Source organism: Polaribacter aestuariivivens (genome assembly GCF_005885675.1).
GTDB lineage: Bacteria > Bacteroidota > Bacteroidia > Flavobacteriales > Flavobacteriaceae > Polaribacter > Polaribacter aestuariivivens.
Window position 1 is genome coordinate 631,036 of record NZ_VANR01000001.1, and the last position, 24,526, is coordinate 655,561.

Consider the following 24,526-nt stretch of genomic DNA (forward strand, 5'->3'; position numbering starts at 1 on the left):
TATCATGAAAAAAATATACACCATCCTTTTAGCATCGCTTGTTTTCGCTTCTTGTGGAGATAAAAAAGAAGTTTCTTTAGAAGATGTTTTAGCATCAAATGATGTAGAACAAATTAAATCTAAAAAAGCAGATTTAGATGCAAAACAACAAGAAATAGCTGCAGAATTGCAAAAAATTAACGACAAGCTAGATACTTTAAATGAAGATAAAAACATTCCATTAATTACTACTTATAAGGTAAAAGAAGAAGTTTTTACACACTTTATTGAGTTACAAGGAAACGTACAAACAAAGCAAAATGTTTTAGTATATCCAGAAATGCCAGGGATTTTAGAAAGTGTTTTTGTAAAAGAAGGCCAAAGAGTTTCTAAAGGTCAAGTGTTAGCAAAAATAGATGATGGAGGAATGTCTTCTCAATTAGCACAATTAGAAGCAAACGCACAATTAGCAAAAACTACTTACGAGCGTCAAAAAAGATTGTGGGATCAAAAAATTGGCTCAGAAATTCAATTTCTACAAGCAAAAACAAATTACGAATCACAAACAAATGCTGTAAAACAATTAAAAAGTCAGTTAGGTAAATCTACCATTAGAGCACCATTTTCTGGAATAATAGATGAAGTTTTTAAAGAAAGAGGAACTGTAGTTGCTCCAGGTATGGGTTCAGAAATTTTTAGAATCGTAAACCTTTCTAATATGTATATAGAAACAGAAGTTCCAGAAACATACATTGGTAGTATTACAAAAAACAAAGATGTTGAGGTAAATTTTCCTGTTTTGGGTGAAACTGTAAATTCTAAAATAAGACAAGTTGGTAATTACATCAACCCAAGTAACAGATCATTTAAGATAGAAATTGGCATACCAAATTCATCAGGAAATATAAAACCAAACCTAACTGCAAGATTAAAATTAAACGATTATACAAATCCGAACGCGATTTTAATTCCGCAATCTATAATTTCTGAAAATGCAAAAGAAGAGCAATTTATTTATATCATTAAAGATAAAAATGACAATAATGAAGCAGTTGCAGAAAGACTTATTATAGAAACAGGAAAAACACAAGGAGATTTAATTGAAGTTACAAAAAACCTTGCAGCAGATGCAGAAATAATCATGGAAGGTGCAAGAAGTGTAAACAATGGTCAGGTTGTGAAAGTAATTAATAAATAAGACGAAAATGGCGAAAAAAAATAAAAACGTAGATAAAGAATTTAAACTTTCATCTTGGGCAATAAATAACAAAACCACCATTTATGTCTTGATGTTTTTAATTCTTTATTTAGGAATTTCGGCATATTTTACAATGCCTAGAGAAAACTTTCCAGAAATAAACGAAACTAAAATTTACATAAGTTCTGTTTATCCAGGAAACACTGCAGAAGATATTGAAAAATTGATTACAAATCCGTTAGAAGATAGACTTAAATCTGTAAGTAATGTAGTTGAAATTACTTCAACTTCTCAAGAAGATTACTCAATAATTACGGTAGAATTTGATGAAAAAATTGCTGTTGACAAAGCAAAACAAAAGGTAAAAGACGAAATAGATCAAGAAACTGCTGGCGAAGATTGGCCAACTTTTAATGGTGCAAAAGTAACACCAAATGTTTTTGAATTGAGTATGTCTGAAGAAATACCAATTCTAAACATCAACATTTCTGGAAATTATCCTGTTGCAAAACTCAAAGAATATGGAGAATATTTACAAGATGAAATTGAAGACTTAACAGAAATCAAAAAAGTAGATATTCGAGGAGCACAAGAAAAAGAAGTAGAAGTTGCTGTAGATATTTACAAAATGATGGCTGCCAAAGTTAGTTTTGATGATATTACAAACGCCATAAACCGTGGAAACGTAACCATGTCTGCAGGTAATTTTATTACAAGTCAGCAAAGACGTACCATTAGAATTATTGGAGAAATTGATAAACCATCAGATTTAGGAGATTTTGTGATCAAATCAGAAAACGGAAATCCAATTTACTTAAAAGACGTTGCCAAAATTTTCTTTAGAGACAAAGACAAAACAACTTACGCAAGAGAAAATGGTGAACCTGTTGTAATGTTAGACGTTAAGAAAAGATCTGGAGAAAACATGGTTGCTGCTGCAGATAAAATTGGTGTAATTGTTAGAGATGCAAAAGCTAATAATTTTCCACCAGATTTAAAAGTAACCATTGCAAATGATCAATCTCCAAAAACTATTGGACAAGTAGATGATTTAGTAAATAACATCATTTTTGGAGTTATTTTAGTAGTTATAGTATTAATGTTTTTCCTTGGATTTAAAAACGCAATTTTCGTTGGTTTTGCCATACCAATGTCTATGTTTATGTCTTTAATGATTTTAGGAGCGTTAGGTTATACATTAAATACAATGGTACTTTTCGGTTTAATTATGGGACTTGGAATGTTGGTAGATAATGGAATTGTAGTGGTAGAAAACGTATATCGTTTAATGGATGAAGAAGGAATGAGTAGAATTGAAGCTGCCAAAAAAGGTATTGGAGAAATTGCATTTCCTATTATTATTTCTACAGCAACAACAGTTGCAGCTTTTATTCCTTTAGGTCTTTGGCCAGGAATTATGGGACAGTTTATGGTAATTTTACCAATAACATTATCTATTGTTTTAGGTTCTTCTTTATTTGTTGCTATCTTCTTTAATTCTGTTTTGGTTTCTCAATTTATGAGTACAGAAGATAAAGACATGCCTTTAAAAAACATCATTAAACTAACAAGTATAATGGCGGTTGTTGGGTTGCTAATTTTCTTCTTTGGAGGAGAATATAATGCTTTAGGAACTTTAATGATTTTTACAGGAATTATGTTGTGGGTGTATCGTTTATACTTAAGAAAGGCTGCCAATTATTTTCAAAAAAACACTTTGGTTTCTTTAGAAAACTGGTACGAAAGACAGTTGAAAAAAGCACTTTCTGGTTGGGCTCCATACATTTTAGTACTTGGAACATTTATTTTATTATTTGTTGCATTTGCAGGTTTTGGTTGGTCTGTTGGTGAACAAAGAACAAAAATTGAATTTTTCCCAGACAACAAACCAAACCAAATTATTGTTTATATAGAGTACCCTGAAGGAACAGATATTGAGAAAACAAATCAAATCACCAAAGAAATCGAACAAAAAGTATTCGGAGTTTTAAATCAAGACATGTATACTGATGGAGATTATAACTTTTTAGTAGAAAGTACAGTTTCTCAAGTTGGTGAAGGTGCTGGAAACCCACAAACGGATGGAGGTTCTTCCGCAGAAATGCCACACAAAGGAAAAATTACAGCTTCTATGCGTGAGTATAAATACAGACGTGGAGAAGATAGTGAATTGCTGCGTCAAAAAGTGCAAGAAGCATTAGTTGGTATTTATCCTGGAGTTTTAATTTCTGTTGAAAAAGATGCGAATGGACCACCTGCTGGAGCTCCAATTAATATTGAATTGAATGGTGAGGATTACGAAGAGTTAATTTTTACAGCAGAAAGAATGCGCGATTTTTTAAATACCCAAAGTATTTCTGGTGTAGATGAATTAAAGATAGATGTAAATAAATCAAAACCAGGAATGCAGGTTTTGGTAGATCGAAAAAAAGCAGGAGAATTAGGTGTTTCAACTGGTCAAGTTGGGCAACAATTAAGAGCTGCTATTTTTGGAAATAAAGCAGGTATTTATAAAGAAAATGGAGAAGATTATGATATTTACGTTCGTTTTAACGAAGATGATAGATATGACAAAAGTGCTGTTTTTAATCAGAAAATAACGTTTAGAGATCCTGCATCTGGTCAAATTAAAGAAATTCCTGTTTCTGCAGTTGCATCACAAACCAACAGTTCTGGTTTTAGTGCTATAAAACACAAAGATGTAAAAAGAGTTGTAACTGTATACTCTGCACTTTCTCCAGGTGAAACAGATGCTGGAGCAGTTGTGGCAAGAATACAGCAAGCCATGAAAAGTTTTAAAAATTTGCCTAAAGGAATTAAAATTGATTATACAGGTCAAATTGAAGAGCAAAATAAACAAATGGCATTTCTAATGGGTGCATTTTTTACGGGTTTAATGTTAATTTTCTTCATTTTAATTTTTCAATTTAATTCGGTTTCAAAACCAGGAATTATCATGTTAGCCATCTTTTTAAGTTTTATTGGTGTTTTTGGCGGATTGGTAATTACTGGAGCTCCTTTTGTAATTATGATGACCATGGTTGGTATTATTTCATTGGCAGGAATTGTAGTAAACAATGGAGTTGTATTGTTAGATTATGCTCAATTATTAATTGATAGAAGAAAAATAAAAGAAAATGTTGATGACGAAGATTATTTACCTTTAGATAGTTTATATGAAACTGTTGTAAAAGCAGGTAAAGCACGTTTAAGACCTGTTTTGTTAACTGCAATTACCACTATTTTAGGTTTAATTCCTTTAGCAATAGGTTTAAACATTAATTTCTTTACGTTATTTAGTGAGTTTGATGCAAATATTTATATGGGTGGAGATAATGTTGTTTTTTGGGGACCTTTAGCAAAAACCGTAATTTATGGATTGTTAATAGCAACCTTTTTAACGCTAATTGTTGTTCCTATTTTATTCTTTTTAATTACAAAATTAAAAATGAGAATTAAAGGACAGTTACCACATCAATTAAAGAAAAAAATAGAAACTGCTTAAATTTTATTAGCAAACATTTTAAATTAAAAAAGAGATAAAATTACTATGGTTTTATCTCTTTTTTATTTATAAATATCCATTTTTACTACCAATCCAAATATTACCTAATTTTTGGTAATAAGTAATTACTCCTTCTTCATTTGTAAACGTTCTGTAAGACGTTTTTCTTTTTTGTTTATACCATTTTAAAATATCACTTACTTCTCCATCATCTACCATTTCTATTTCAAATTTTACATCTTCTTCTGTAAAATAGCCTTCTTCATGAGCATAAATCCAATTAAATTCTGATAGTTTTTCTGATAATTTACCAAAATTTTGCAACGGAATTTCCTTTTGATTTTTAGGTCTGTAAAAAGAAATTTTATAGAAATCTAACAAACCATCAATAGCACAAACCACTTGCGATCTTTCTAAATTATTTTCAAACAACCATAAAACTAAATGGTAAGGCTTGTTTAATGTTTTTAGTTTTGCGTCCCAAGCATCATAAATTTCAATAAAACTATCTATAATTTTACTTCTAATTTTTCCTTTTGGTGTAGGAATTTCTGACCCCAAAACAGCAATATCACAAAAAGGATTTACCCAAAATTTACAATAGTTTCTTTTGGCTTTATCTAAATATTCTAAATCTAAATCTTTGTTATAATTTTTCCAATCTTCTATATCTTTTAATATTCTATTGTGACCTCTTATTTTTTTATATTTTATCATGTTTTTAAGTCAGTATTTTTTTCTGTAAAATCAAATATATTTTAAATTATTTAAAAAGAACATCAATATAAAAATTGATGCCTTTTTGTATGTTTGTAATATGACAAAAAAATCATTTACTATTGATGAAATTAAACGCAAGATAGAGCAATATTGCGTATATCAAGATCGATGTCATAAAGAAGTAGAGCAAAAAATACGCGATTACAACTTGATTCCAGAAGCTAGAGAAATGATTCTTTTGAGTTTAATGAAAGATAATTTTTTAAATGAAGAACGTTTTTCTAAAAGTTTTGCAAGAGGTAAATTTCGAATAAAAAGCTGGGGAAAACAACGAATTGTAAGAGAATTAAAATTCAGAGATATATCTGCCTACAATATTAAAACTGCTTTAAAAGAAATTGATGAAAGTGAATATATTGAAACCGTTTACAGAATTACAGAAAACAGAAATGAAGTAATTTCTGAACCCAATATTTACAAAAGAAAGAAAAAATTAATCGATTTTTTAATGCGAAAAGGTTATGAAAATGAGTTGATTTACAAGGTTGTAAATGAAATAGTTTCTTAATGTGTAATTATGTGTAATAACTCCAAAAAGTTAGCAAATAAGTTTAGCCCAGATTGAGTGGTTTGTTTGAGCTCTTTTTTATGCTGAACTCGATTCAGTATCTGTTACTCTAATTCATTTACTTTTTTAAAAAAGAAAGATGCTGAAATAAATTCAGCAAAAAAAAGCGAGTAACGAAAGCTGGAAATAGCTTCAAAAATTATTCATTAAATTTCTTTAAAAAAATAGCATCGTTTTTTTTCTTGGCATCAATAACTTTCTGAATATCGTCATTTGGAATTGTAACAGATAAAACGTAATGTTTAATTTTCCAAGAATCGTTCGTTTTTTCTAAAACTCCAGAACCTCTACAAGTTCCCATCCAAGTATTTAACAACTCATCAAACCAAACAATATTTCCTGTTTTGTGTACGTAAATATTACGCTGTAAAGTAGTAAAACTCCAAGCTTTTCCTCTATCAAAATAAGGTTTACTAAAAGCTGCGAATTGCTCTTTGGTCCAGACTTCTTCAGCAGCAGTTCCAATATAAATTGAAGTATTATCCAAAGCTCCAAAATAGTTTTCGAAATTTGCTTCTGAAGCTGCTTTGTGCCAATTTATCAAAAATGTATTTACTTCATTTTTTATAGATATTGTGTTAACCACTTTTTTTGAAGTTGCACAATTGCTAAAAAATAAAATCGTAAAAAATAAAATGCTTACTTTTTTCATAGTTATTGCCCTGTTTTCTTTAAACCGTCATCTAATACGTCTTTTTTTCTAAGTTTTTCTTCTAACCTTAAATCTATTGATTTTTTAGATATATCATCCATTTTTGTGGTATCTAATCCAATAAAATCTACTTTTACATCAATTTCATCTTCAAATCTTTTTTTGGCTAAAATGGTATTTATTTTTGTGTTTACGCCTGAAAAAGCAAGTATCGTTTTATCAACTTGAGCATTTACTTCAGAAGCTTTTATTGCAGGAATAAGCGTTAAATCTGCCAAACGTAAACTTTCATTTTCTAAAATATTTACACGTGCTTTAAAAGCAGGCACATCAAATAAAACCGGTATCACACTATCTTTTAAACTTTTCACCAAATCTTTTAATTCTAATGCATTACTCAACGCTTCATTTGGAGAAATTTTTTCAAATTTTACGAAAAAAGAGTCTATCGCTTTTAACTCTTGCCAATCTTCTACTTCTTTCAAAAAAATTGGACGCACTTTGGTTGCAGACTTATGCTCTTTCACTACACTCATTAAAGGTTTTGGCTTTTGAGCAGCAGCAGTTTCTTGCTTATTGTTACCGCAAGAAATAATAAAAAAACTAAATAATAGTAAGATGAAATATTTCACAATAATAATTAAAATGTAAAAATACGTAATTTAAAAGTACACTAAAACATTTTAAGAAAATACTAATAAACTAAAAAAACTAACTTTAAAATTTAAGTAATAATTAGTGAAACGAATATTTTTTACGAATAATTAAATAATTACCTTTGTTATTGATTTTAATTGAATTGTAAACATGAGTGAAACCATCTTAATTTTAGGTGCAAGTGGGCAAATTGGAAATGAATTAACCCAAAAACTACGTGCTATATATGGAAACGATAATGTAATTGCTTCCGATATTAGAGAAGGTAATAAGGAAATGATGGACTCTGGTCCGTTTGAAATTATTGATGCAACAGACAAAGAAACCATTTTAAAAAACATACAAAAACATAAAGTTTCGCAAGTTTACTTACTTGCTGCAATGCTATCTGCAACTGCTGAACAATTTCCACAAAAAGCGTGGCATTTAAACATGACATCGCTTTTGGCTGTTTTAGATTTAGCAAAAGAAAAACATATTAAGCAAGTATACTGGCCTAGTTCTATTGCTGTTTTTGGTCCAACTACTCCAAAAGAAAATACACCACAAAAAACAATTATGGAACCAAGTACGGTTTATGGAATTAGTAAAATTTCTGGTGAGTTTTGGTGTAATTATTATCACGAAAAATTTGGAGTAGATGTTAGAAGCTTGCGTTATCCAGGTATTATTTCTTGGAAAACAAAACCAGGTGGTGGTACCACAGATTACGCTGTAGATATTTATTTTAAAGCATTGGAGCAAGGTAATTACGAGTGCTTTTTATCAGAAGAAACACGTTTACCAATGATGTATATGAACGATGCTGTAAACGCAACAATACAATTAATGCAAGCAAAAACTGAAGACATTAAAATAAGAACTTCTTATAATTTGGCAGCAATAGATTTTACTCCAAAAGAAATTGCTTTAGAAATTAAAAAGCATATTTCTAATTTTGAAATTACTTATCAGCCAGATTTTAGACAAAAAATTGCTGATAGCTGGCCTTCATCCATAAACGATTCTGAAGCTAGAAAAGATTGGAACTGGAAACATGAATTTGATTTAGCTTCTATGACAACAGACATTTTAAAGAATTTAAAAGCGTAAAAAATGCTCGTAAGTTTGAGGAAATTATCCGTCTAAAAACTTGAATTTAGTGAATTTATTATGAAAAATATTATAGAAAAAAGCTTAGAAAATAGCATTTCTTATTTAGAATACAGACTTTTAGTAAGCAATTTATTGTTAGAAAATAAAGCTACAGGTCCAGAGCAATCTGAAGCTTTAACAAATTATAGTTTGTTGAATGACAAAAGAATGAAGCGTTTAGATAAAACTATAAAAATTACTGAAGAAACCATTCAAGAATTTCAAAAAATTACAGAACCACAAACATGGTTGGTAATAACAGAAGGTTGGTGTGGTGATGCTGCTCAAAATTTGCCTGTAATTTCTAAAATTGCAGACATTAATTCTAAAATTAATTTAAAAATTGTTTTAAGAGACGAAAACTTAGAATTAATGGATTTGTTTTTAACAAATGGAGGAAGAAGTATACCAAAGTTAATTGCTTTAGATACTGAAAACAATATATTATTTACTTGGGGTCCAAGACCAACTGTTGCTACAAATATGGTAATAGATTACAAAGCAAAAAACGGAAGTTTAGACGCTCAATTTAAACAAGACCTTCAAGTTTGGTATAATAAAGACAAAGGTAAAAGCGTACAAAAAGACTTTACAGACCTAGTAAAAAACACCATTTTAAATACCATTTAAAACAAAAGAAATAAAGCAGTAAAAAACCGTAAGTTTATAATGAGCTTACGGTTTTTCTTTTGGTTATATTTGTAATTCTAAAACTCAAACAAATGCTTGTAGATTTTGATTCAATTCCTGAAGACGCAAAAGTGTGGATTTATCCCTCTAGCAGAAAATTTTACGCCAACGAAATTGATGAAGTAACTCAAAAAGTAAAAAACTTTGTTGAAAACTGGAAAGAAGAAGATAACACCTTTAAAGCTTCCTACAAAATACTGTACAATCGTTTTATTATTATCACTGCAGATGATATTGATTCCACAATTTCTAATAAAGATATTGATAGTTCCATTGCTTTTATATTAGAACTACAACAAACATATAACGTTGTACTTTTAGATAAAATGAATGTTTGTTTTAAGCAAGGAGAATTTGTACAGTACAAAGAATTAAAAGATTTTAAAAAATTACTAAAAAATAAAGCTGTTACAGCAAAAACAATTGTTTTTGATAATTTGGTAACTACTAAGCATGAGTTCGAAAATTATTGGGAAATTGCTATTGAAGATAGTTGGTATAGCAGATTTTTAAAAAAATAATGGAAAAATACGACTACATAATTGCGGGTTCTGGTTGTGCAGGTTTGAGTCTTTTGTACAGGATACTACTAGAACCAACATTACAAAATAAAAGCATTTTAGTTGTAGATAAAGACCATAAAAAAAATAACGACAGAACTTGGTGTTACTGGGAGAAAAAACCTGGTTTATTCGAAAAAATTGTACACGCAAAATGGAATACTTTAGAGTTTCTCTCAACAAATTTTGAGGAACAATTAGACTTGGGTGCTTACACTTATAAAATGATCCAAGGAATTGATTTTTATGACTTTGTACTTGATTTTGCAAAAAAATTTAAAAACGTAGTTTTTAAATATGAAAACATTGTTGCTATTTCATCAGAAAGTGAAACTACAACTCTAAAAACTACTAAAAATTCTTATAAAAGTAACTTCATATTTAATTCAACAAATATTTTTCAACCTAAAATCACTAAAGAAAACTCACTTTTACAACACTTTACAGGTTGGGTTATAAAAACAGAAAAACCAGTTTTTGATCCTAAAGTTGGAAGATTAATGGATTTTAGAGTTTCTCAAAAAAATGGCACTACATTTATGTATGTGCTACCCACTTCGAATACAGAAGCTTTGGTTGAATACACATTATTTAGCCCAGAAATTTTAGAAAAGGAAACTTATAATTTGGCATTAGAAAATTACATAAAAAACGAATTAAAAATTTCAAATTATAGTATCAAGCACAAAGAATTTGGAGTCATACCTATGTCATTGGCAAAATTTGAAAAAAATCCTAAAAAAAATATCATCAATATTGGAACTTCAGGTGGTTTTACCAAAGCAAGTAGTGGGTATACTTTTCAATTTATTCAAAAAGACGTTGCCGAAATCGTAAAAAATTTAAAAGAAAATAAAAGTCCAATTTCTAAAATTTCTTTTAGAGAAAAAATTTACAATTGGTATGATGCTACGTTGATAGATGTTTTATTGTCAGAAAAACTAACAGGAAAAGCAATTTTTACAAAAATGTTTCAAAGCATTTCTACAGAAAAAATATTAGCTTTTTTAGGTAATGAGAGTTCTCTAAAAGACGATTTTTTAATTATGAAAAAACTACCTATAAAACCATTTTTAACTTCCGGTTTAAGACAATTTAAAAATAATTTAAAAAAATATAAAAAGGGATAGTTTCGCTGAAACTATCCTTTTTTTTAGTGCTTTTTTTTATTTATGATGTATAATCTTCTATTGTTTCATTTAATTCTTCACGCAAATCATCAAACTTTTCAATAAGTTCCTCTAAATTTTGTTTTACGTTTTTTACTGGTTCATTTTTTTCTTTTAATAGCTTTTGATAATCTTTTTGAACATCATCAATATCTTCCAAAACTTCTTCCGTTTTTAACCATGAAGGTATGGTGTTTTCTAAACTAGCTATGGAGTTACCAAGTGCACTAATACGTGCTGTTGTAGTTTCTAAGTTTAAATTTTCGATATCTTTTAATTCTTTATTTGCGGTATTAAATTCATTCCAATCATCAAAAGATAAAAGTCCGTTTGTGTTTATGTTGTATGTTACAGTTTGTCCGTTTTCTAACTTTACCTCTACTGTTTTTGCTTCCTTCTCAGAGTTTTTATCACATGAAGTAAATAGTAAACCTGAAATTGCTAATGATAGTGTAATTTTTTTGAGAGTTTTCATCATTTTTGTTTTTTGATTAAATTCTAGTACAAATTTAAATTAGTTTCAAATTTTTAATTATCTCAATTAAACCGATTTTTAACTCTTTTAACTATATTATTTTATATTAAAAAAGACAGGTCAAAAAAACCTGTCTTCTCTTAAAATATGTAAATAGAAAAAATAAATTGTTACTCTTTTTCTATCATCTTGTCTAATTTTTTAATTTCTTCATTATACTCTTCTATAGCAGCTTCAATTTTTCCTTTTTTAATTTCTTCATTAAATTCTTCAATTGCATCTGCATGAATTTCTGTATATTTTTTTACAGTTTCGTTTAATTCTTCTCTTAAATCGTCAAACTGCTCAGAGAGTTCTTCTAGATTTTCTTTTACTTCATCTTCAGAAGCATCTGCATCTTCAATTAATTCTTTATATTCTTTCTGAATATCTGCAACATCTTCCATTACTTCTTCTGTTTTTAACCAAGCTGGAATTGAGTTTCCTAAATTGGCAATTCTGTAATTCATGTTTTTGATACGCTGAGAAATTGTTGCTTCTTGTGAATTTCTTATTTCTGCCAACTCGTAATTTACTACAGTATAATCATTCCAATCATCAAAACCAACAATACCTTTAGAGTCTAAATTGTAAACAATTATTTTACCATCTTTCATTTTGTAGGTACGTGTTTTAATTTCATCTGTAGGTTTTTCGTTGTCTTCCATTTTAGAAGCAACTTTTTCTGTTGTTTCATCTACATTTTCTGTTGTTTTTTTATTTCCATTGTCACAAGAAACTAACATAAAACTTGATACTGTTAATGCTGTTACAAATAATTTTATTGATTTCATTTTCGTATTTTTCATAATGTTAATTTTGATTGAGTTACAAAACTAAAGGAAAAGGAAGGCAGTAATTAACGCAAATAATTTTTATTTGAACTGTATAACAAGTTTGCTAATGTAGTTTTGGTTAAAAAATAGCTTTGTTATTACAAAAACCAATATTTAAGATAAAGGTCTAAAAAAGAGGTTAATTTTTTAAACTTTGAATAAATTCTTCTACAGAAAGAGCATTTTCCACAGAAAAATTTCCAATTTTTGTTCTTCTTAATACTGATAAATGAGCGCCAGAATTTAAGGCTTTTCCAAAGTCGAATGCTAAAGATCTAATATAAGTTCCTTTGCTGCAAACAATTCTAAAATCTACTTTTGGTAAGTTAATATTAGTGATTTCAAATTCTAAGACAGATACAGTTCTTGCTTTAATTTCGGTAGTTTCTCCTTTTCTTGCTAATTCGTACAAACGTTTTCCGTCTTTTTTAATGGCAGAAAAAATAGGTGGTTTTTGCTGGATTTCGCCAATAAACTGTTTTGTTGTTTCTTCTAATAACTCTTTAGAAATATGTTCTGTTGGAAACGTTTCGTTTATTGCTGTTTCTAAATCGTAACTTGGTGTGGTTGCACCTACAGTAAAAGTACCTGTATATTCTTTAATTTGACCTTGATACGTATCAATTTGTTTGGTTTGTTTTCCAGTACAAATAATTAATAACCCAGTTGCTAAAGGATCTAAAGTACCTGCATGACCTACTTTAATTTTTTTGAGTTTAAAGCGTTGTTTAATTTCCCAACGTAATTTATTTACTACTTGAAAAGAAGTCCAAGTTAGTGGTTTATCAATCAATAAAACTTGACCATTTTTGAAATCTTCTTCTGTCATTTTTGTAAAAAATCAGCGTTAATTCAGAAGCGCATAACCAATAGCAATACTACCTACAATGGCACAATAAATTGAAAAATAAGAAAGTTTGCTCTTCTTTACTAATGAAATCATCCATTTACAAGCTATTAAACCTGCTAAAAAAGCTGCAAAAAATCCTGCTGAAATGGCAATCATTTCTGAAGACTGAAAACTCAAATCACCACTTACAACATCTTTACCAATTTTACCAAATATTAATGGAACTACCATTAAAAATGAAAAACGTGCAGCTCTTGTTCTATCAATACCTAATAAAACGGATGTAGAAATGGTTGCTCCAGATCTTGAAATTCCTGGTAACATTGCTATTGCCTGAGAAATTCCAATAATTACAGAGTTCCAAAAAGAAACTTTTTTATTGGTTTCTTTTGCTTTATCTGCTAATAAAAGTAATAATGCTGTTAAAATTAACATGCAACCAACTAACAATATTTTTCCTCCGAAAAACGATTCTAATTCTTCTTCAAAAAGTAAACCTACAACTACTGCAGGAATCATTGAAATGATAATTTTTAGTGAAAATTTAAACTCGTCATTCCATTTGAACTGAAACAGTCCTTTAATAATTTCTAGAATTTCTTGTCTAAAAATTACAATCGTGCTCAATGCAGTTGCAAAATGTAAAACAACAGTAAATGTTAAGCTTTCTTCTGGTACAGAAGTGTCACCTAAAATGGCTTTTACCAACTCTAAATGTCCACTAGAAGAAACTGGTAAAAACTCTGTTAATCCTTGTATAATTCCAAGAATAATAGCTTCTAAAATATCCATAGAATTATTTTTTAGGATTTGCTAAAATTGCATAAATTTCAATTCCTAAACCAATAATAACTAAAGTTGGTGCCAAACGAATTCGTTGCCAGTTGTAAATTTCTTCATTAAAAACTTCTGGATTGTCGCTTCCACCACCTGCCATAAATATAAAACCTAAAGCAATGAAGATAATTCCAACCACCATGATGATGTAGTTTTTCTTTCCGAATAAAAATTCTGGTTGTTGCGTTTGTTTGTTTTCCATATTATTAATAATAAAGTTCGTCTGTTTGTAAGTTTAAAAAACGTTGTGTTGCAAAAAATGTACTTAACCAAGTAATTAAAAATGAAGCTAATAAAACACCACTAACTAAATATGCTAATGATACATAATCTTTTAATAAACCCAAACTTGGTGCAAATTTATCTGCATAATAAATAATTACAGCCAAACCAGCTAACGCTAATAATGCCCCAATAAAACCTAATTTTATACTTCGCCAAATAAATGGTTTTCTTATAAAGCTTTTTGTTGCACCTACCATTTGCATGGTTTTTATATTAAATCTTTTTGAGTAAATAGATAATCTTATAGAACTGTTAATTAAAATAATTGCAACTAAACCAAAAAAACCACTTAAAACCAACAACCAAAAACTAAATCTTTTAATGTTTTTTGTAAGCAAACTAATTAATAATTTATCATAAGAAACATCAGCTACAAATGCATTTTTTAAAAACTTTGTTTCTAATTCTTGCATTTTTTCTGGTGTAATAAATTCCGCTTTTAAATAAATATCAATTCCGTTTTTTAAAGGATTTTCACCAACAAATTTCATAAAATCTTCACCAATTTCTTTACTATATTGCTTCGCAGCTTGTGCTTTGGATGTATAAATTATTCTTTTTGTAAAAGCTTCTTCTTGCAAAGAGGCTTTGAAGCTATTAATTTGTTTACTACTTACATTGTCTTTTAAAAATAATGTAATGGCTACTTTTTCTTTTACACGATTAGCAACTAGAGTAGATTTTAATAGAACCAACCCTAAAACGCCTACCATAAAAAGCACCAAAGCAATACTTATTACAACTGATATGTAAGAAGATACTAAGCGTCTTTTTTGATATGAATCAAATTTTGATGACATTTTTACTAATTTTTAAGTCGCAAGATAATAATTAGTGAGCAGTTGACAGTATTCGTTAGCAGTATTTTAACTAATCTATTTCTTGGCATAACTCAATTAAAACACCGTTTGTAGATTTTGGATGTAAAAAAGCAACTAATTTGTTATCTGCACCTTTTTTGGGAACTTCATTTAAAACAATAAAACCTTCGTTTTGAAGTCTTTTTATTTCAGCCTTAATATCAGAAACAGCAAATGCAATGTGGTGAATTCCTTCTCCTTTTTTATCAATAAATTTAGCAATTGCACTCTCTGAACTTGTTGCTTGAAGTAACTCTATTTTATTTGGTCCAGATTCAAAAAAAGAAGTTTTTACATTTTCGGATGCAACTTCTTCAATTTTATAATGTGGTTTACCTAAAAGAGCTGCAAATAATGTATTGGAAACCTCCAAATCTTTTACTGCAATACCAATATGTTCTATTTTTTTCATATTGTAAAAATAAAAAAAACACCTCAAATAAAATCGAGGTGTTGAGTTTTAACAGTAAATATTTACTGTTCCTTTTTCTTTTAAAAAGCTTTTTGATTCGTATTTATTTAAAAAAGACATTTCTTTATTAAAAGTTTTCAAAAAATCTTTTGAAGTTAGTTTTTCCGGAATATTGATTTTTCCTTTTTCGAAAATGAATTTTCTTTTTCTTTTTCGAAAATTATGATTAACATTTACTAGAATTTCTTGACCATTCTTTGTTTCATCATTAAAATTCGCCAAACCAAAAGTGTATTTTCTATTACCACAATCTCCACCACCAGAAACTTCTACACTTCCTGTAAAATCATTAATACTTACTCCACTAAAACCTACTGAATAATCGATTGTTCCAATAATTCTAAACTTACATCCATCATTTGATTTCCATTCAAAATTTACTTTACTTTTCATAACTTACTTTTTACAACACCTACTCTATTTAAAATTGGCTTTTCGGTTTTCGTCTTTTGTACTTCGAAATAACAAAGCCAAAATTGCGAAATAATAACAAACTAAGTTAGAGGAGATTCACTGAAAAAAAAATAGAAAAACTGACACTTTAAAGAGTGTATTTCCTGTAAACTAAATAAAAATAAAAAACACCTCAAATAAAATCGAGGTGTTTTAAGCAATTTTCCCTAAATAATAAAAACTCTTTTTAAAGATTTTTTACTCTACAAAAGTGATTTTATTTTTTTAAGAAACATAAAGGATAAATCTTTTAATTTTTACAGGAAAAACACCCTTTTCTTTTATCAATAAACTTTTATTTAATTTTTAAAATATTGAAAAACAATTAATTGTATTAAATATCCTGTTTTATTTATTTCGCTTTATTTAAAATTTGTACTTTGTAACTTATTAACTAACCTTTATATTTTATGAAAAATATTTTTAGAACTTCAATTGTACTTTTATTATTAATACTATTAAATAGCTGCAATGAAATATGTAATCATGAAGATCATGCTGTAAATAATACTAGACCTTCAAATGCAATTACTTATAAAGAAATGGCTGCCATGTTTCATCAATATGATGTTGGACAAAAGAAAGTTTTAGATAAATATAGAGGTGATTTTACTGCAAATAAAAATGATACTATTGAAAGTGTTTCTCACTATTACGAGATTAATCAACTAAAACAATACATTGCTTATTTAGAAAAGATATCTAAAGATAAAGAAATTACATTAACGGGAATTCGTATTTTTTCTGCAGCTTATCCAAAAAATTATAAAGATAAATCTTTAAGTGGAAGATATACGTTGATATTTATGCCTACTGCAGAAATAGAAGGTAATAAAAGCGTTGCTTTTGAACCTTTGTATTCTAAAACGAAAACACCAATTAAATTTACTGAATTTTTAAATAAATACAGTAGTGAAGAAACAAAACAGGTTATGAGAGCATCTTTTTTCTCATTTTTACAAGATTCAAGTGGAGATGATTTAGAGAGTTCAGGTGCAAATAAGCTAAAGCCAACTCCTCCAATGTAGTATGTTACTAAATATTGCTTACATTTCCTCATTTATATCTGCATTGATATACATAATTGTTTATTTTAAAAATTATTATGAAATAAACTTGAGGTATTTTGCTGGGTACTTATTTTGTGTATTTTTTTTTGAAATTATTGCTAGTTACATTCCTTATGAAAATGGTAACTTATTAGTATACCACATTCTTATTTTTTTTGAATTTAATTTATTACTACTTTTTTTTAGAGATCTTTTAGAGTCGGAAAAATCTAAGAAAATTATTCTTAAGCTTTTTATAATCTTTAATATTGTAAATGTTATAGCGAATTTATATTACTATTTTTCAGGTATTTATTTTTTAGAGTACAATGCAATATCCTCTAATTTTGGAGCTGTTTTAATAGTAATTGCTTTGTTTTTGTATTACAAAGAGTTTTTAGCGTCTAATAAAATTTTAAATTACAAGAAAATACTTTCATTTTGGATTGCCTTTGGTTTACTGTTGTATTATGTAGGTTTTATTCCATTCACAGCAATTATAAACTCTTTAAAAAACCTTAGTTACGAACTAAAAATTAATTTATTTAAAATCGCTTACTGCTTAACCATTATTATGCATAGTTGTTTTATATTCGGAGCCTTATGGAGTCAGAAGAAAGTCAAATAGTTCTATATATAACAACAATTGTAATTATATTGTTTGTTGTACTTATTGTATTGTTATTCAGTTTTTTTCAAAAAAGAAAAAATGTATTATTACAAGAACAAGAAAATAACAAAAAACGCTTTGAACGTGAAATTGCTGAAACTCAAATAGAAATTAGAGAAGAAACTCTGAGAAATATCAGTTGGGAATTGCATGATAATATTGGGCAATTGCTAACTTTAGCTAAAATACAATTACAAAACACCTCTACCGAAAATATTAAAGAAGTTTCTGACACCATTACTAAAAGTTTAAATGAAGTACGTGCTTTATCTAAACTAATTAACCCTGAAGCAATTAAAAACATACAATTAAAAGAGGCTATTCAGTTAGAAATTAATCGTTTTAATCGATTAAACTTCATCAAATCAACATTAGTTGTTAAAGGTAAAGAAGTTGCTATTGATAAGAAAGCTAGTATTATAATGTTTCGAATTTTACAAGAATTTTTTTCAAACACAATTAAACATTCAAAAGCATCTGAACTAACTGTTGTTTTAAATTTTAAAGAAGAACTAATGATTATTTCTGCTTCAGACAATGGTATTGGTTTTTCTTCCTCTGAAGATTCACCAAAAGGAATTGGCCTTTTAAATATTGTGAATAGGGCAAAGTTAATTGGAGCAACAGCTAAATTATCATCTGAAATAAATAAAGGAACAACCCTTTTAATAGAATATAAATTATGATTAAAAACTCTGTAGTAATTGTAGATGATCACACGTTACTTTCGCAAGCAATTGCTGGTATGGTAAATACTTTTAATAAATTTAAAGTACTTTATACCTGTAAAAACGGACAAGAATTGGTTGATAAATTTAATGCTTCTCCACAAAATATTCCTGATGTTGTTCTTATGGACATTAATATGCCTATAATGAATGGTATAGAAACTACTGAGTGGATTGAAAAAAACTATAGTTACGTAAATGTAATGGCTTTGTCTGTAGAAGATGAAGATGCTACAATTATTAAAATGCTTAAAGCTGGCGCTATTGGTTATTTATTAAAAGATACCGAAAAAACAGAATTGGAACATGCCTTAAATGAAATTGTTGAAAATGGTTTTTTTCACACGAAAAATGTAACTAATTTATTAATGAACTCTATTTCTGGAAAAAACGATCATTCAATTACTTTTAAAGAAAGAGAAATAACATTTATGAAGTTAGCTTGTACAGAATTAACGTATAAAGAAATTGCAGAAAAAATGTGCCTTAGCCCAAAAACAATTGATGGTTATAGAGATGTTTTATTTACTAAACTAAACGTTAAAAACAGAGTTGGTTTGGTAACTTATGCTATTAAAAATAAAATTTACACATTGTAATTGCACCAATTTTAAGGAATAAAAAAACCAGTAAAGTTTCCTTTACTGGTTTTTTTTATGAGATATTTTTAGTTATTATTTCCCTAATATTTTAAAATCGTCAATCATATAAGCACCATCTAAGTCTGTATCTGTTCCAGAACCAGTGTATTTATAACCTACATATAAAGTACCTGAGTAAGAAGATAAATCTACCAAACCAGCATCTTTAAATGCATACCATGAATCGCTCATATTTGCTAAGTTAGCACTCACTGGTTGCCAAGTTGCAGTTGCAGCATTTGACCCATTAAAGTCTGTAGAAACAAAAACTTCTAAAGTATTGTCTGCTGAATCTAAATGGTGTTGTGCTGATTTGAAGCTTAAAAATACGTTACTACTAGCGCTCATATCTACAGCTGGAGAAATTAACCAACCTACATTTACAGCATCACCTGTTCTAAAACCACTAAATTCTGCATATCCATTTCCGCTAAATAATTGCTCTGTCCAAAGTTCACTTCCTTCAGTTGCAACATTGGTCCAACCTGGAAAATTTAAGTTTGTGTTATCAGTTCCTGCATCAAAGTTTTCTTCAACTAAAACTGTAAAGTCTGCAATGTTTAATGGAGTACATTTAGGGCCTTCCATCATAACATCTTTAAAGTCATTTAAAGCCAATACTAAATCACTTCCATTAAAAGTTTTAGATACAACTGCTGAAATACTTCCTCCACCTGAAGGTAATACTGCGAATTTAAAACTTGCAAAAGCACTTGTTTCTAATATAAAGTTAGTATATCCAAAACCATCGCAAGCTTCCAACATTCTTTGAGTGTCAAATCTATCATCTGGATCTACATAAGTTTTTCCAGCTAAACTATTTGGAAACTGAGCGTTGTTCACTTTTACAAATAAACCAATATGACTGTCGTTAATTTCTGAAAAAGTAATATCTAAACCAACTAATTCTTCGGTATTTCCGTTTCTTAATACCAATTCATCTACTTGGTTTAATGACATGTTTTCAACTTCATTATCGTCATTTTTAGAACCTCCTATAGTAATTACACCATCTCCAGACCTTGTTTCGCCAATAAATAAACCTTTTAAGTTTACATACACTTCTCTTCCTAAGTTGTATTTATTATAAGAATCTGTTAACTCAATTGCTAATTTAATAGCTGCAGTTGGGTTACTTGGAGCGTCTTGAATAAAAAGCTCTTTGTAAAAATTACCAGAATTATCTGACGAAGTTACGTAGCCTTTTACAACTAAATCTGATGTAATTTCTGTTGCTTGATTTCTAACGAATAAACCTTTTAAGTTTGAAATTGAAATTTCTTGTAAAGTTCCTGCTGATACTGCTTCTTTTATTTTTGTTACAGCTGCACTTTCCTCAGCACCTAAATTTTGTGGTACAGTAAAGTCTCCATCTTCTACACAAGAGGTAAAAGAAATACTAGTTATAAAAGCTAGTACTAAGATGATTATTTTATTTGTTTTCATTTTAATTTCTTTTTTTTAGAATGATATATTTACGTTTAAAAAGTATGTAGTACCTCTACCATACCAGTATTTATTGCCAAAAACTGGCGTCTCTAGAGATTTATCGTCTCTTAATTGTCTGTAATTAGCGTTTCTACCTTGCTCAAAACCTCCAGTTTTATATTCTTCACCTAGTAAGTTATTTACTGTAGCAAAAAGGCTAATATAATATTCGTCTATTTTCCATGATTTACCACCTATTAAATTCACGGACATATAATCGTCAAATTTTTCTTGTTGCAATAGTTCTCTAGCCAATTCTGGGTCATAATCTGCAAATGGCAAACCGTCTGAGTCTTCATAAAAATTAGCAGAACGGTTTAATGGAGCGACATCTACATAGATATTTGAGAAAAAGTTTGTTGTTGCTCCAATCCACCAATAATCTGGGTCTCTGTATTCAAAACCTACAGAATATGCATTTTGTGGTCCTGAAGCTAACTTATAATTTTCTAGTTGTGACACATAGTCTTTAGATCTAAAATCACTATCAAAACCACCATTATCTGCAACATCAGAAGTTAAATATAAATCTGGATTGTTGCCATATGTAAATTGGCCAACAGAGGCAGCTCCTTTTAATTTAATAGTTGGTGTAACTTGTGCTTCTATACCAAACTCTATTCCTATGTGCCTTCTTTCTATATTAGACAGCACTTCTTGTACAAAGGCAGTATTATCTCCACCAACACCATCTGCAAAGTAGAAAGATATTTCTGTTGCATCTTGAACATTGGTATAATAAGCAGTTAATCTAGAGGTAATTATTGGACTTCTTACAATGTAGCTAAAATCTGATGAAAATACTTTTTCACTCTGTAAATTATCTACAGTTGAGTTATTTTCTCTTGAGTTTGAAAAGCTATTTCTAATAGTAGGTGCATTTGTTAAATATGCAACATTTGCATCTATTAAATGACGACCTGTAATTTTATAAGTTGCACCAGCTTTTACACCAAAATTAGTGAAATCTAATTTTTTAGATTTTCCTAAAGAATTATTTTGAAATCTACCATTTTGATATAAACCTTCTCTTTGATGAGTAGTGTTTGATAAACTAAAGCTTGTATAAAAATCTACCTTTTTATATTTAAATTGAGCTTGTGCAAATGCATTTATAAAATCGGAGTTTAAATTATAATTATACCTAAACATATCTCCTTCTCCAACAACTCTATTTGGATTTAATAAGTTGTTTTGCATTTTACTTTCTGTATCTGCAAAAGGGTTAATGTCTAAATACCCATTGCCTCCTAATAAATCTACTACTTCTGCAAAGTTATGAGAACGTAAACGTTTATATTCTAATTTACCATTTAAAGTAATGTTATTATTAATGCTTGAATTAAAGATAGTATTTACAGTTAATTGTTTGTCGTCATTTCTATCTTCATACAAAACGTAGGCATTATTTAAACCTCCATTTGCGTTGGTAATGTTTGCATCAAAAATTCTTTCCCAATCTACTTGTCCGTCATTTTGAAAATTCTCTCTTGCAGTGTATGCACCTGCTAAATCATCATTTCTAACAAAAAAGCTTGGTAAGTATTGGTAATAAGTTGGACTTGGGTTTGCTCCTCCATTAAAATCTAAACGACTATTTCCTATTTTACCAAATTGATATGCTACGTTTGTTTGTAAACTTGAGTTTTCTGATAAATCCCAATAGTGATTTAACATTAATATAGGCTCTTCTACCTCTTTAATTCTGGAGTTTACTTTTCTTCCATTTAAATATCCCCAATATTCATTGTATTCAATTCCTTTTAAATCAAAAACCTCTTGAGTATTTGGTGAAGATTTACCTCTTCTGTTTGGTGTAAAAATAGAAGTGAAACCAATACTATGATTTTCATTAATTTTCTTTTCAACAGCAGCAAAAAGAGAATAAGCATTATAGGTTGTACCTTCGTTAAAACCTTCATTTCCTGCTCTTCTACTTCCAGAAAAGGTCATGGACCAACCGTCTTCTAAAATTCCTGAAGAATAGGTTGCCATTAATCTGTGTTCGTAACTTCTGTTTGATGAAGAGTATGAAATTCTTGTTCCTGGTCTTTGTTGTGATGCTCTAGTATTGATGTTTGTAGAACCTAAAACACCTCCAAAAGTAAAAGCAGATGGAGATAATCCATTGCTAAATTCTTGGTTTCTTAGTACATCATTTAAACCACCCCAATTACTCCATTGTGCTCTTCCGTCGTAAATTTTATTCATCTCTACACCATTAATAAGCACTTTTCCATTTCCAGAATCTAACCCTTTAATTCTAAAAAATGAAGAACTAAATTCAAAAGCTGCTGATCTTAAAAAAACATCTTGTGTTGCTTGTAGCAATCCAGAAATATTATCTGCTGCACTAGCATCATCATTTAATTCGTCATCTGTAATGGTAATTAAACTTAAGTCTTGATCTTCTGTAATGTCTCTAAAAAACAAAATTGTACCTAAATCTACAACGTTACCAGAAAGTTCTACAGGAAAGTTTTGTGTTTCGTAACCTGCTAATTTAAGCTCTACAATATATTTGCCATTCGTAACACCTGTAATATTAAATACTCCATTTACATTTGTAACTTTGTTAACGGTTGTATTTTTTACATTTACCAAGACACCTTGTAGAGGGTTTTCAGAATTGCTATCTACAACAATTCCCTTCACAACATTCTGAGCTTTTATAAATGCTGTACAGCATAAAAGCAAAAACATTGATAGAAAAATTTTTCTCATAAAAGTTTGTTTGAATTTATTTATTTTTACATTAAAATGTGCGCAAAATTAACAATTTTTAACAAATACTAATGTTAAAATAACATTATATAATCTTTGGCCTAAATTTTGTTTTATATGTTTGCAAAAAATACGAAACGTAATGAATAAAAAAATAATTATTTTCTTAGCACTTTTTTTAAGTGTTTCAACTACTTTTTCTCAAAAAAAAGGTAAGAAATATAATATTAGAACGATTGCTTTTTACAATTTAGAAAATCTTTTTGACACCATAAATGACACTTCTATTAATGACGAAGCAAGTCCAATGATGGAGTTAAAATCAAACAGATCCAAAGTATATTGGGACAAGATTGATAAACTAGGAAGTACTATTGCTCAAATTGGTTTAGACAAAGCAAATACAAGTCCTGCAATTATTGGAGTTTCTGAAGTTGAAAATTTAAGTGTTTTAGAAGATTTGGTAAAATCGAAACATTTGGCTAGTAAACATTATGGTATTATACATTATGATTCGCCTGATAAAAGAGGAATAGATGTTGCCCTATTATATCAAAAAAGATATTTTAAACCAGTATATCATGAGGCTTTTAACCCAAATATTTATAGAGAAAACAGAAAAGTATACACAAGAGATCAATTGTTAGTTTCTGGTTATTTAGATGATGAGTTGATTCATTTAATTGTAAATCACTGGCCTTCTAGAAGTGGTGGAGAAGCTAAAAGTAGACCTTTGAGAGAAAAAGCAGCTTTTCAAAACACTAAAATAATTGCTCAAATAAGAGATAAAGAACCGAATGCAAAAATTTTAATAATGGGCGATTTTAACGATGATCCTATAAACTCTAGTTTTAAAGAAGTTTTAAAAACGAAAAGTAGAAAAAGAGATGTTGAAAAAAACGATATATACAATCCGTATGAAGATTTACACAGAAGAGGATTTAACACCTTAGCATACAGAGATAATTTAAATCTTTTTGACATGATTTTAATCTCATCACCTTTACTGGATAAAGGCAAAAAAGATTTTTCTACTTATAAAATGTTTCAAGCAAATATTTTTAACAAGCGTTTTTTAAGTCAGAAAAAAGGAAAATACAAAGGATACCCTTTCAGAAGTTTTTCTAATGGAGCTTATACTGGTGGTTACTCAGACCACTTTCCAGTGTATATGTATTTGATTAAAGAACAGCAATAATACTGTATCATTAAAAATGATAAAATAAA

General features: G+C 28.8%; 24 protein-coding genes. 11 read left to right on the forward strand and 13 right to left on the reverse strand.

Annotated elements, in window-relative coordinates:
- Window positions 1–4: 4 nt before the first annotated feature.
- Together FDT66_RS02840 and FDT66_RS02845 are read left to right on the forward strand one after the other, a co-directional pair.
- Window positions 5–1,177 carry an efflux RND transporter periplasmic adaptor subunit gene (locus tag FDT66_RS02840; protein WP_138534626.1) on the forward strand — a complete coding sequence of 391 codons (1,173 nt, stop codon included), beginning with the start codon at window positions 5–7 and terminating at the stop codon, window positions 1,175–1,177.
- A gap of 7 nt (window positions 1,178–1,184) precedes the next feature.
- The gene (locus tag FDT66_RS02845) at window positions 1,185–4,682 is read left to right on the forward strand and encodes an efflux RND transporter permease subunit (RefSeq protein ID WP_138534627.1); all 3,498 of its coding nucleotides are present in this window, start codon (window positions 1,185–1,187) and stop codon (window positions 4,680–4,682) included.
- Between the two features lie 66 nt (window positions 4,683–4,748).
- On the opposite strand, the gene FDT66_RS02850 is transcribed toward FDT66_RS02845, so the two are convergent.
- Window positions 4,749–5,399: a hypothetical protein gene (locus FDT66_RS02850; RefSeq protein WP_138534628.1), complete on the reverse strand. Its 651-nt coding sequence runs from the start codon at window positions 5,397–5,399 to the stop codon at window positions 4,749–4,751.
- Between the two features lie 100 nt (window positions 5,400–5,499).
- On the opposite strand from FDT66_RS02850, the gene FDT66_RS02855 reads away from it, so the two are divergent.
- Window positions 5,500–5,970, forward strand: coding sequence for a regulatory protein RecX (locus FDT66_RS02855; protein WP_138534629.1), 471 nt, complete (start codon window positions 5,500–5,502; stop codon window positions 5,968–5,970).
- Between the two features lie 199 nt (window positions 5,971–6,169).
- Here FDT66_RS02855 and FDT66_RS02860 read toward each other — a convergent pair whose 3' ends face one another.
- Together FDT66_RS02860 and FDT66_RS02865 are read right to left on the reverse strand one after the other, a co-directional pair.
- Window positions 6,170–6,682, reverse strand: coding sequence for a nuclear transport factor 2 family protein (locus FDT66_RS02860; protein WP_138534630.1), 513 nt, complete (start codon window positions 6,680–6,682; stop codon window positions 6,170–6,172).
- A gap of 2 nt (window positions 6,683–6,684) precedes the next feature.
- On the reverse strand, window positions 6,685–7,314 hold the full coding sequence (locus tag FDT66_RS02865; RefSeq protein WP_138534631.1) for a hypothetical protein: 630 nt from the start codon (window positions 7,312–7,314) through the stop codon (window positions 6,685–6,687).
- Window positions 7,315–7,489: 175 nt separating this feature from the next.
- On the opposite strand from FDT66_RS02865, the gene FDT66_RS02870 reads away from it, so the two are divergent.
- From FDT66_RS02870 to FDT66_RS02885, 4 genes are all read left to right on the forward strand, one after another.
- Entirely contained in the window at window positions 7,490–8,431 is a 942-nt protein-coding gene (locus FDT66_RS02870) for an NAD-dependent epimerase/dehydratase family protein (RefSeq protein ID WP_138534632.1), read from the forward strand.
- 60 nt (window positions 8,432–8,491) lie between these two features.
- Window positions 8,492–9,103, forward strand: a complete 612-nt coding sequence (locus FDT66_RS02875) for a thioredoxin family protein (RefSeq protein ID WP_138534633.1) — start codon at window positions 8,492–8,494, stop codon at window positions 9,101–9,103.
- 92 nt (window positions 9,104–9,195) lie between these two features.
- Window positions 9,196–9,684 (forward strand): ABC transporter ATPase, encoded by a 489-nt coding sequence (locus tag FDT66_RS02880; RefSeq protein ID WP_138534634.1) that lies wholly within the window; start codon window positions 9,196–9,198, stop codon window positions 9,682–9,684.
- A complete protein-coding gene (locus FDT66_RS02885) occupies window positions 9,684–10,853 on the forward strand; it encodes a lycopene cyclase family protein (protein ID WP_138534635.1) in 1,170 nt (389 codons plus the stop codon). Before FDT66_RS02880 ends, FDT66_RS02885 begins: the two co-directional genes overlap by 1 nt.
- Window positions 10,854–10,893: 40 nt before the next feature.
- On the opposite strand, the gene FDT66_RS02890 is transcribed toward FDT66_RS02885, so the two are convergent.
- The 8 genes from FDT66_RS02890 to FDT66_RS02925 form a co-directional block, all read right to left on the reverse strand.
- A complete protein-coding gene (locus FDT66_RS02890; RefSeq protein ID WP_138534636.1) occupies window positions 10,894–11,367 on the reverse strand; it encodes a hypothetical protein in 474 nt (157 codons plus the stop codon).
- Between the two features lie 170 nt (window positions 11,368–11,537).
- The gene (locus FDT66_RS02895) at window positions 11,538–12,200 is read right to left on the reverse strand and encodes a hypothetical protein (protein ID WP_138534637.1); all 663 of its coding nucleotides are present in this window, start codon (window positions 12,198–12,200) and stop codon (window positions 11,538–11,540) included.
- 181 nt (window positions 12,201–12,381) lie between these two features.
- Window positions 12,382–13,071 (reverse strand): tRNA pseudouridine(55) synthase TruB, encoded by a 690-nt coding sequence (gene truB, locus FDT66_RS02900; RefSeq protein WP_138534638.1) that lies wholly within the window; start codon window positions 13,069–13,071, stop codon window positions 12,382–12,384.
- Window positions 13,072–13,089: 18 nt separating this feature from the next.
- Window positions 13,090–13,884 (reverse strand): undecaprenyl-diphosphate phosphatase, encoded by a 795-nt coding sequence (locus FDT66_RS02905; RefSeq protein WP_138534639.1) that lies wholly within the window; start codon window positions 13,882–13,884, stop codon window positions 13,090–13,092.
- Window positions 13,885–13,888: 4 nt separating this feature from the next.
- A complete protein-coding gene (locus FDT66_RS02910; protein ID WP_138534640.1) occupies window positions 13,889–14,131 on the reverse strand; it encodes a DUF3098 domain-containing protein in 243 nt (80 codons plus the stop codon).
- 4 nt (window positions 14,132–14,135) lie between these two features.
- Entirely contained in the window at window positions 14,136–15,014 is an 879-nt protein-coding gene (locus FDT66_RS02915) for a cell division protein FtsX (protein WP_138534641.1), read from the reverse strand.
- A 70-nt stretch (window positions 15,015–15,084) separates the two neighbouring features.
- Window positions 15,085–15,486, reverse strand: coding sequence for a methylmalonyl-CoA epimerase (mce, locus tag FDT66_RS02920; RefSeq protein ID WP_138534642.1), 402 nt, complete (start codon window positions 15,484–15,486; stop codon window positions 15,085–15,087).
- 48 nt (window positions 15,487–15,534) lie between these two features.
- On the reverse strand, window positions 15,535–15,939 hold the full coding sequence (locus tag FDT66_RS02925) for a hypothetical protein (RefSeq protein ID WP_138534643.1): 405 nt from the start codon (window positions 15,937–15,939) through the stop codon (window positions 15,535–15,537).
- A 470-nt stretch (window positions 15,940–16,409) separates the two neighbouring features.
- Between FDT66_RS02925 and FDT66_RS02930 the strand changes: the two genes are divergently transcribed.
- The 3 genes from FDT66_RS02930 (at window position 16,410) to FDT66_RS02940 (ending at window position 19,045) form a co-directional block, all read left to right on the forward strand.
- Complete coding sequence (locus tag FDT66_RS02930) at window positions 16,410–17,027, forward strand: hypothetical protein (protein ID WP_138534644.1); 618 nt, start codon at window positions 16,410–16,412, stop codon at window positions 17,025–17,027.
- Window positions 17,028–17,651: 624 nt separating this feature from the next.
- On the forward strand, window positions 17,652–18,404 hold the full coding sequence (locus FDT66_RS02935) for a sensor histidine kinase (RefSeq protein ID WP_138534645.1): 753 nt from the start codon (window positions 17,652–17,654) through the stop codon (window positions 18,402–18,404).
- The gene (locus FDT66_RS02940) at window positions 18,401–19,045 is read left to right on the forward strand and encodes a response regulator transcription factor (protein WP_138534646.1); all 645 of its coding nucleotides are present in this window, start codon (window positions 18,401–18,403) and stop codon (window positions 19,043–19,045) included. The genes FDT66_RS02935 and FDT66_RS02940 overlap by 4 nt, the downstream gene beginning before the upstream one ends.
- A 75-nt stretch (window positions 19,046–19,120) precedes the next feature.
- Here the strand turns inward: FDT66_RS02940 and FDT66_RS02945 are convergent, their stop codons facing one another.
- Window positions 19,121–20,533 (reverse strand): DUF5689 domain-containing protein, encoded by a 1,413-nt coding sequence (locus tag FDT66_RS02945; protein WP_138534647.1) that lies wholly within the window; start codon window positions 20,531–20,533, stop codon window positions 19,121–19,123.
- Between the two features lie 15 nt (window positions 20,534–20,548).
- Complete coding sequence (locus FDT66_RS02950) at window positions 20,549–23,299, reverse strand: carboxypeptidase-like regulatory domain-containing protein (protein WP_138534648.1); 2,751 nt, start codon at window positions 23,297–23,299, stop codon at window positions 20,549–20,551.
- A gap of 142 nt (window positions 23,300–23,441) precedes the next feature.
- On the opposite strand from FDT66_RS02950, the gene FDT66_RS02955 reads away from it, so the two are divergent.
- Window positions 23,442–24,497 (forward strand): endonuclease/exonuclease/phosphatase family protein, encoded by a 1,056-nt coding sequence (locus FDT66_RS02955; RefSeq protein ID WP_138534649.1) that lies wholly within the window; start codon window positions 23,442–23,444, stop codon window positions 24,495–24,497.
- Window positions 24,498–24,526 lie beyond the last annotated feature (29 nt).

Coding starts and splice junctions, on each gene's coding strand:
- FDT66_RS02840 (WP_138534626.1), top strand. CDS start 5: ATGAAAAAAATATACACCATCCTTTTAGCATCGCTTGTTTTCGCTTCT.
- FDT66_RS02845 (WP_138534627.1), top strand. CDS start 1,185: ATGGCGAAAAAAAATAAAAACGTAGATAAAGAATTTAAACTTTCATCT.
- FDT66_RS02850 (WP_138534628.1), bottom strand. CDS start 5,399: ATGATAAAATATAAAAAAATAAGAGGTCACAATAGAATATTAAAAGAT.
- FDT66_RS02855 (WP_138534629.1), top strand. CDS start 5,500: ATGACAAAAAAATCATTTACTATTGATGAAATTAAACGCAAGATAGAG.
- FDT66_RS02860 (WP_138534630.1), bottom strand. CDS start 6,682: ATGAAAAAAGTAAGCATTTTATTTTTTACGATTTTATTTTTTAGCAAT.
- FDT66_RS02870 (WP_138534632.1), top strand. CDS start 7,490: ATGAGTGAAACCATCTTAATTTTAGGTGCAAGTGGGCAAATTGGAAAT.
- FDT66_RS02875 (WP_138534633.1), top strand. CDS start 8,492: ATGAAAAATATTATAGAAAAAAGCTTAGAAAATAGCATTTCTTATTTA.
- FDT66_RS02880 (WP_138534634.1), top strand. CDS start 9,196: ATGCTTGTAGATTTTGATTCAATTCCTGAAGACGCAAAAGTGTGGATT.
- FDT66_RS02885 (WP_138534635.1), top strand. CDS start 9,684: ATGGAAAAATACGACTACATAATTGCGGGTTCTGGTTGTGCAGGTTTG.
- FDT66_RS02890 (WP_138534636.1), bottom strand. CDS start 11,367: ATGAAAACTCTCAAAAAAATTACACTATCATTAGCAATTTCAGGTTTA.
- FDT66_RS02895 (WP_138534637.1), bottom strand. CDS start 12,200: ATGAAATCAATAAAATTATTTGTAACAGCATTAACAGTATCAAGTTTT.
- truB (WP_138534638.1), bottom strand. CDS start 13,071: ATGACAGAAGAAGATTTCAAAAATGGTCAAGTTTTATTGATTGATAAA.
- FDT66_RS02905 (WP_138534639.1), bottom strand. CDS start 13,884: ATGGATATTTTAGAAGCTATTATTCTTGGAATTATACAAGGATTAACA.
- FDT66_RS02910 (WP_138534640.1), bottom strand. CDS start 14,131: ATGGAAAACAAACAAACGCAACAACCAGAATTTTTATTCGGAAAGAAA.
- FDT66_RS02915 (WP_138534641.1), bottom strand. CDS start 15,014: ATGTCATCAAAATTTGATTCATATCAAAAAAGACGCTTAGTATCTTCT.
- mce (WP_138534642.1), bottom strand. CDS start 15,486: ATGAAAAAAATAGAACATATTGGTATTGCAGTAAAAGATTTGGAGGTT.
- FDT66_RS02925 (WP_138534643.1), bottom strand. CDS start 15,939: ATGAAAAGTAAAGTAAATTTTGAATGGAAATCAAATGATGGATGTAAG.
- FDT66_RS02930 (WP_138534644.1), top strand. CDS start 16,410: ATGAAAAATATTTTTAGAACTTCAATTGTACTTTTATTATTAATACTA.
- FDT66_RS02935 (WP_138534645.1), top strand. CDS start 17,652: ATGGAGTCAGAAGAAAGTCAAATAGTTCTATATATAACAACAATTGTA.
- FDT66_RS02940 (WP_138534646.1), top strand. CDS start 18,401: ATGATTAAAAACTCTGTAGTAATTGTAGATGATCACACGTTACTTTCG.
- FDT66_RS02945 (WP_138534647.1), bottom strand. CDS start 20,533: ATGAAAACAAATAAAATAATCATCTTAGTACTAGCTTTTATAACTAGT.
- FDT66_RS02950 (WP_138534648.1), bottom strand. CDS start 23,299: ATGAGAAAAATTTTTCTATCAATGTTTTTGCTTTTATGCTGTACAGCA.
- FDT66_RS02955 (WP_138534649.1), top strand. CDS start 23,442: ATGAATAAAAAAATAATTATTTTCTTAGCACTTTTTTTAAGTGTTTCA.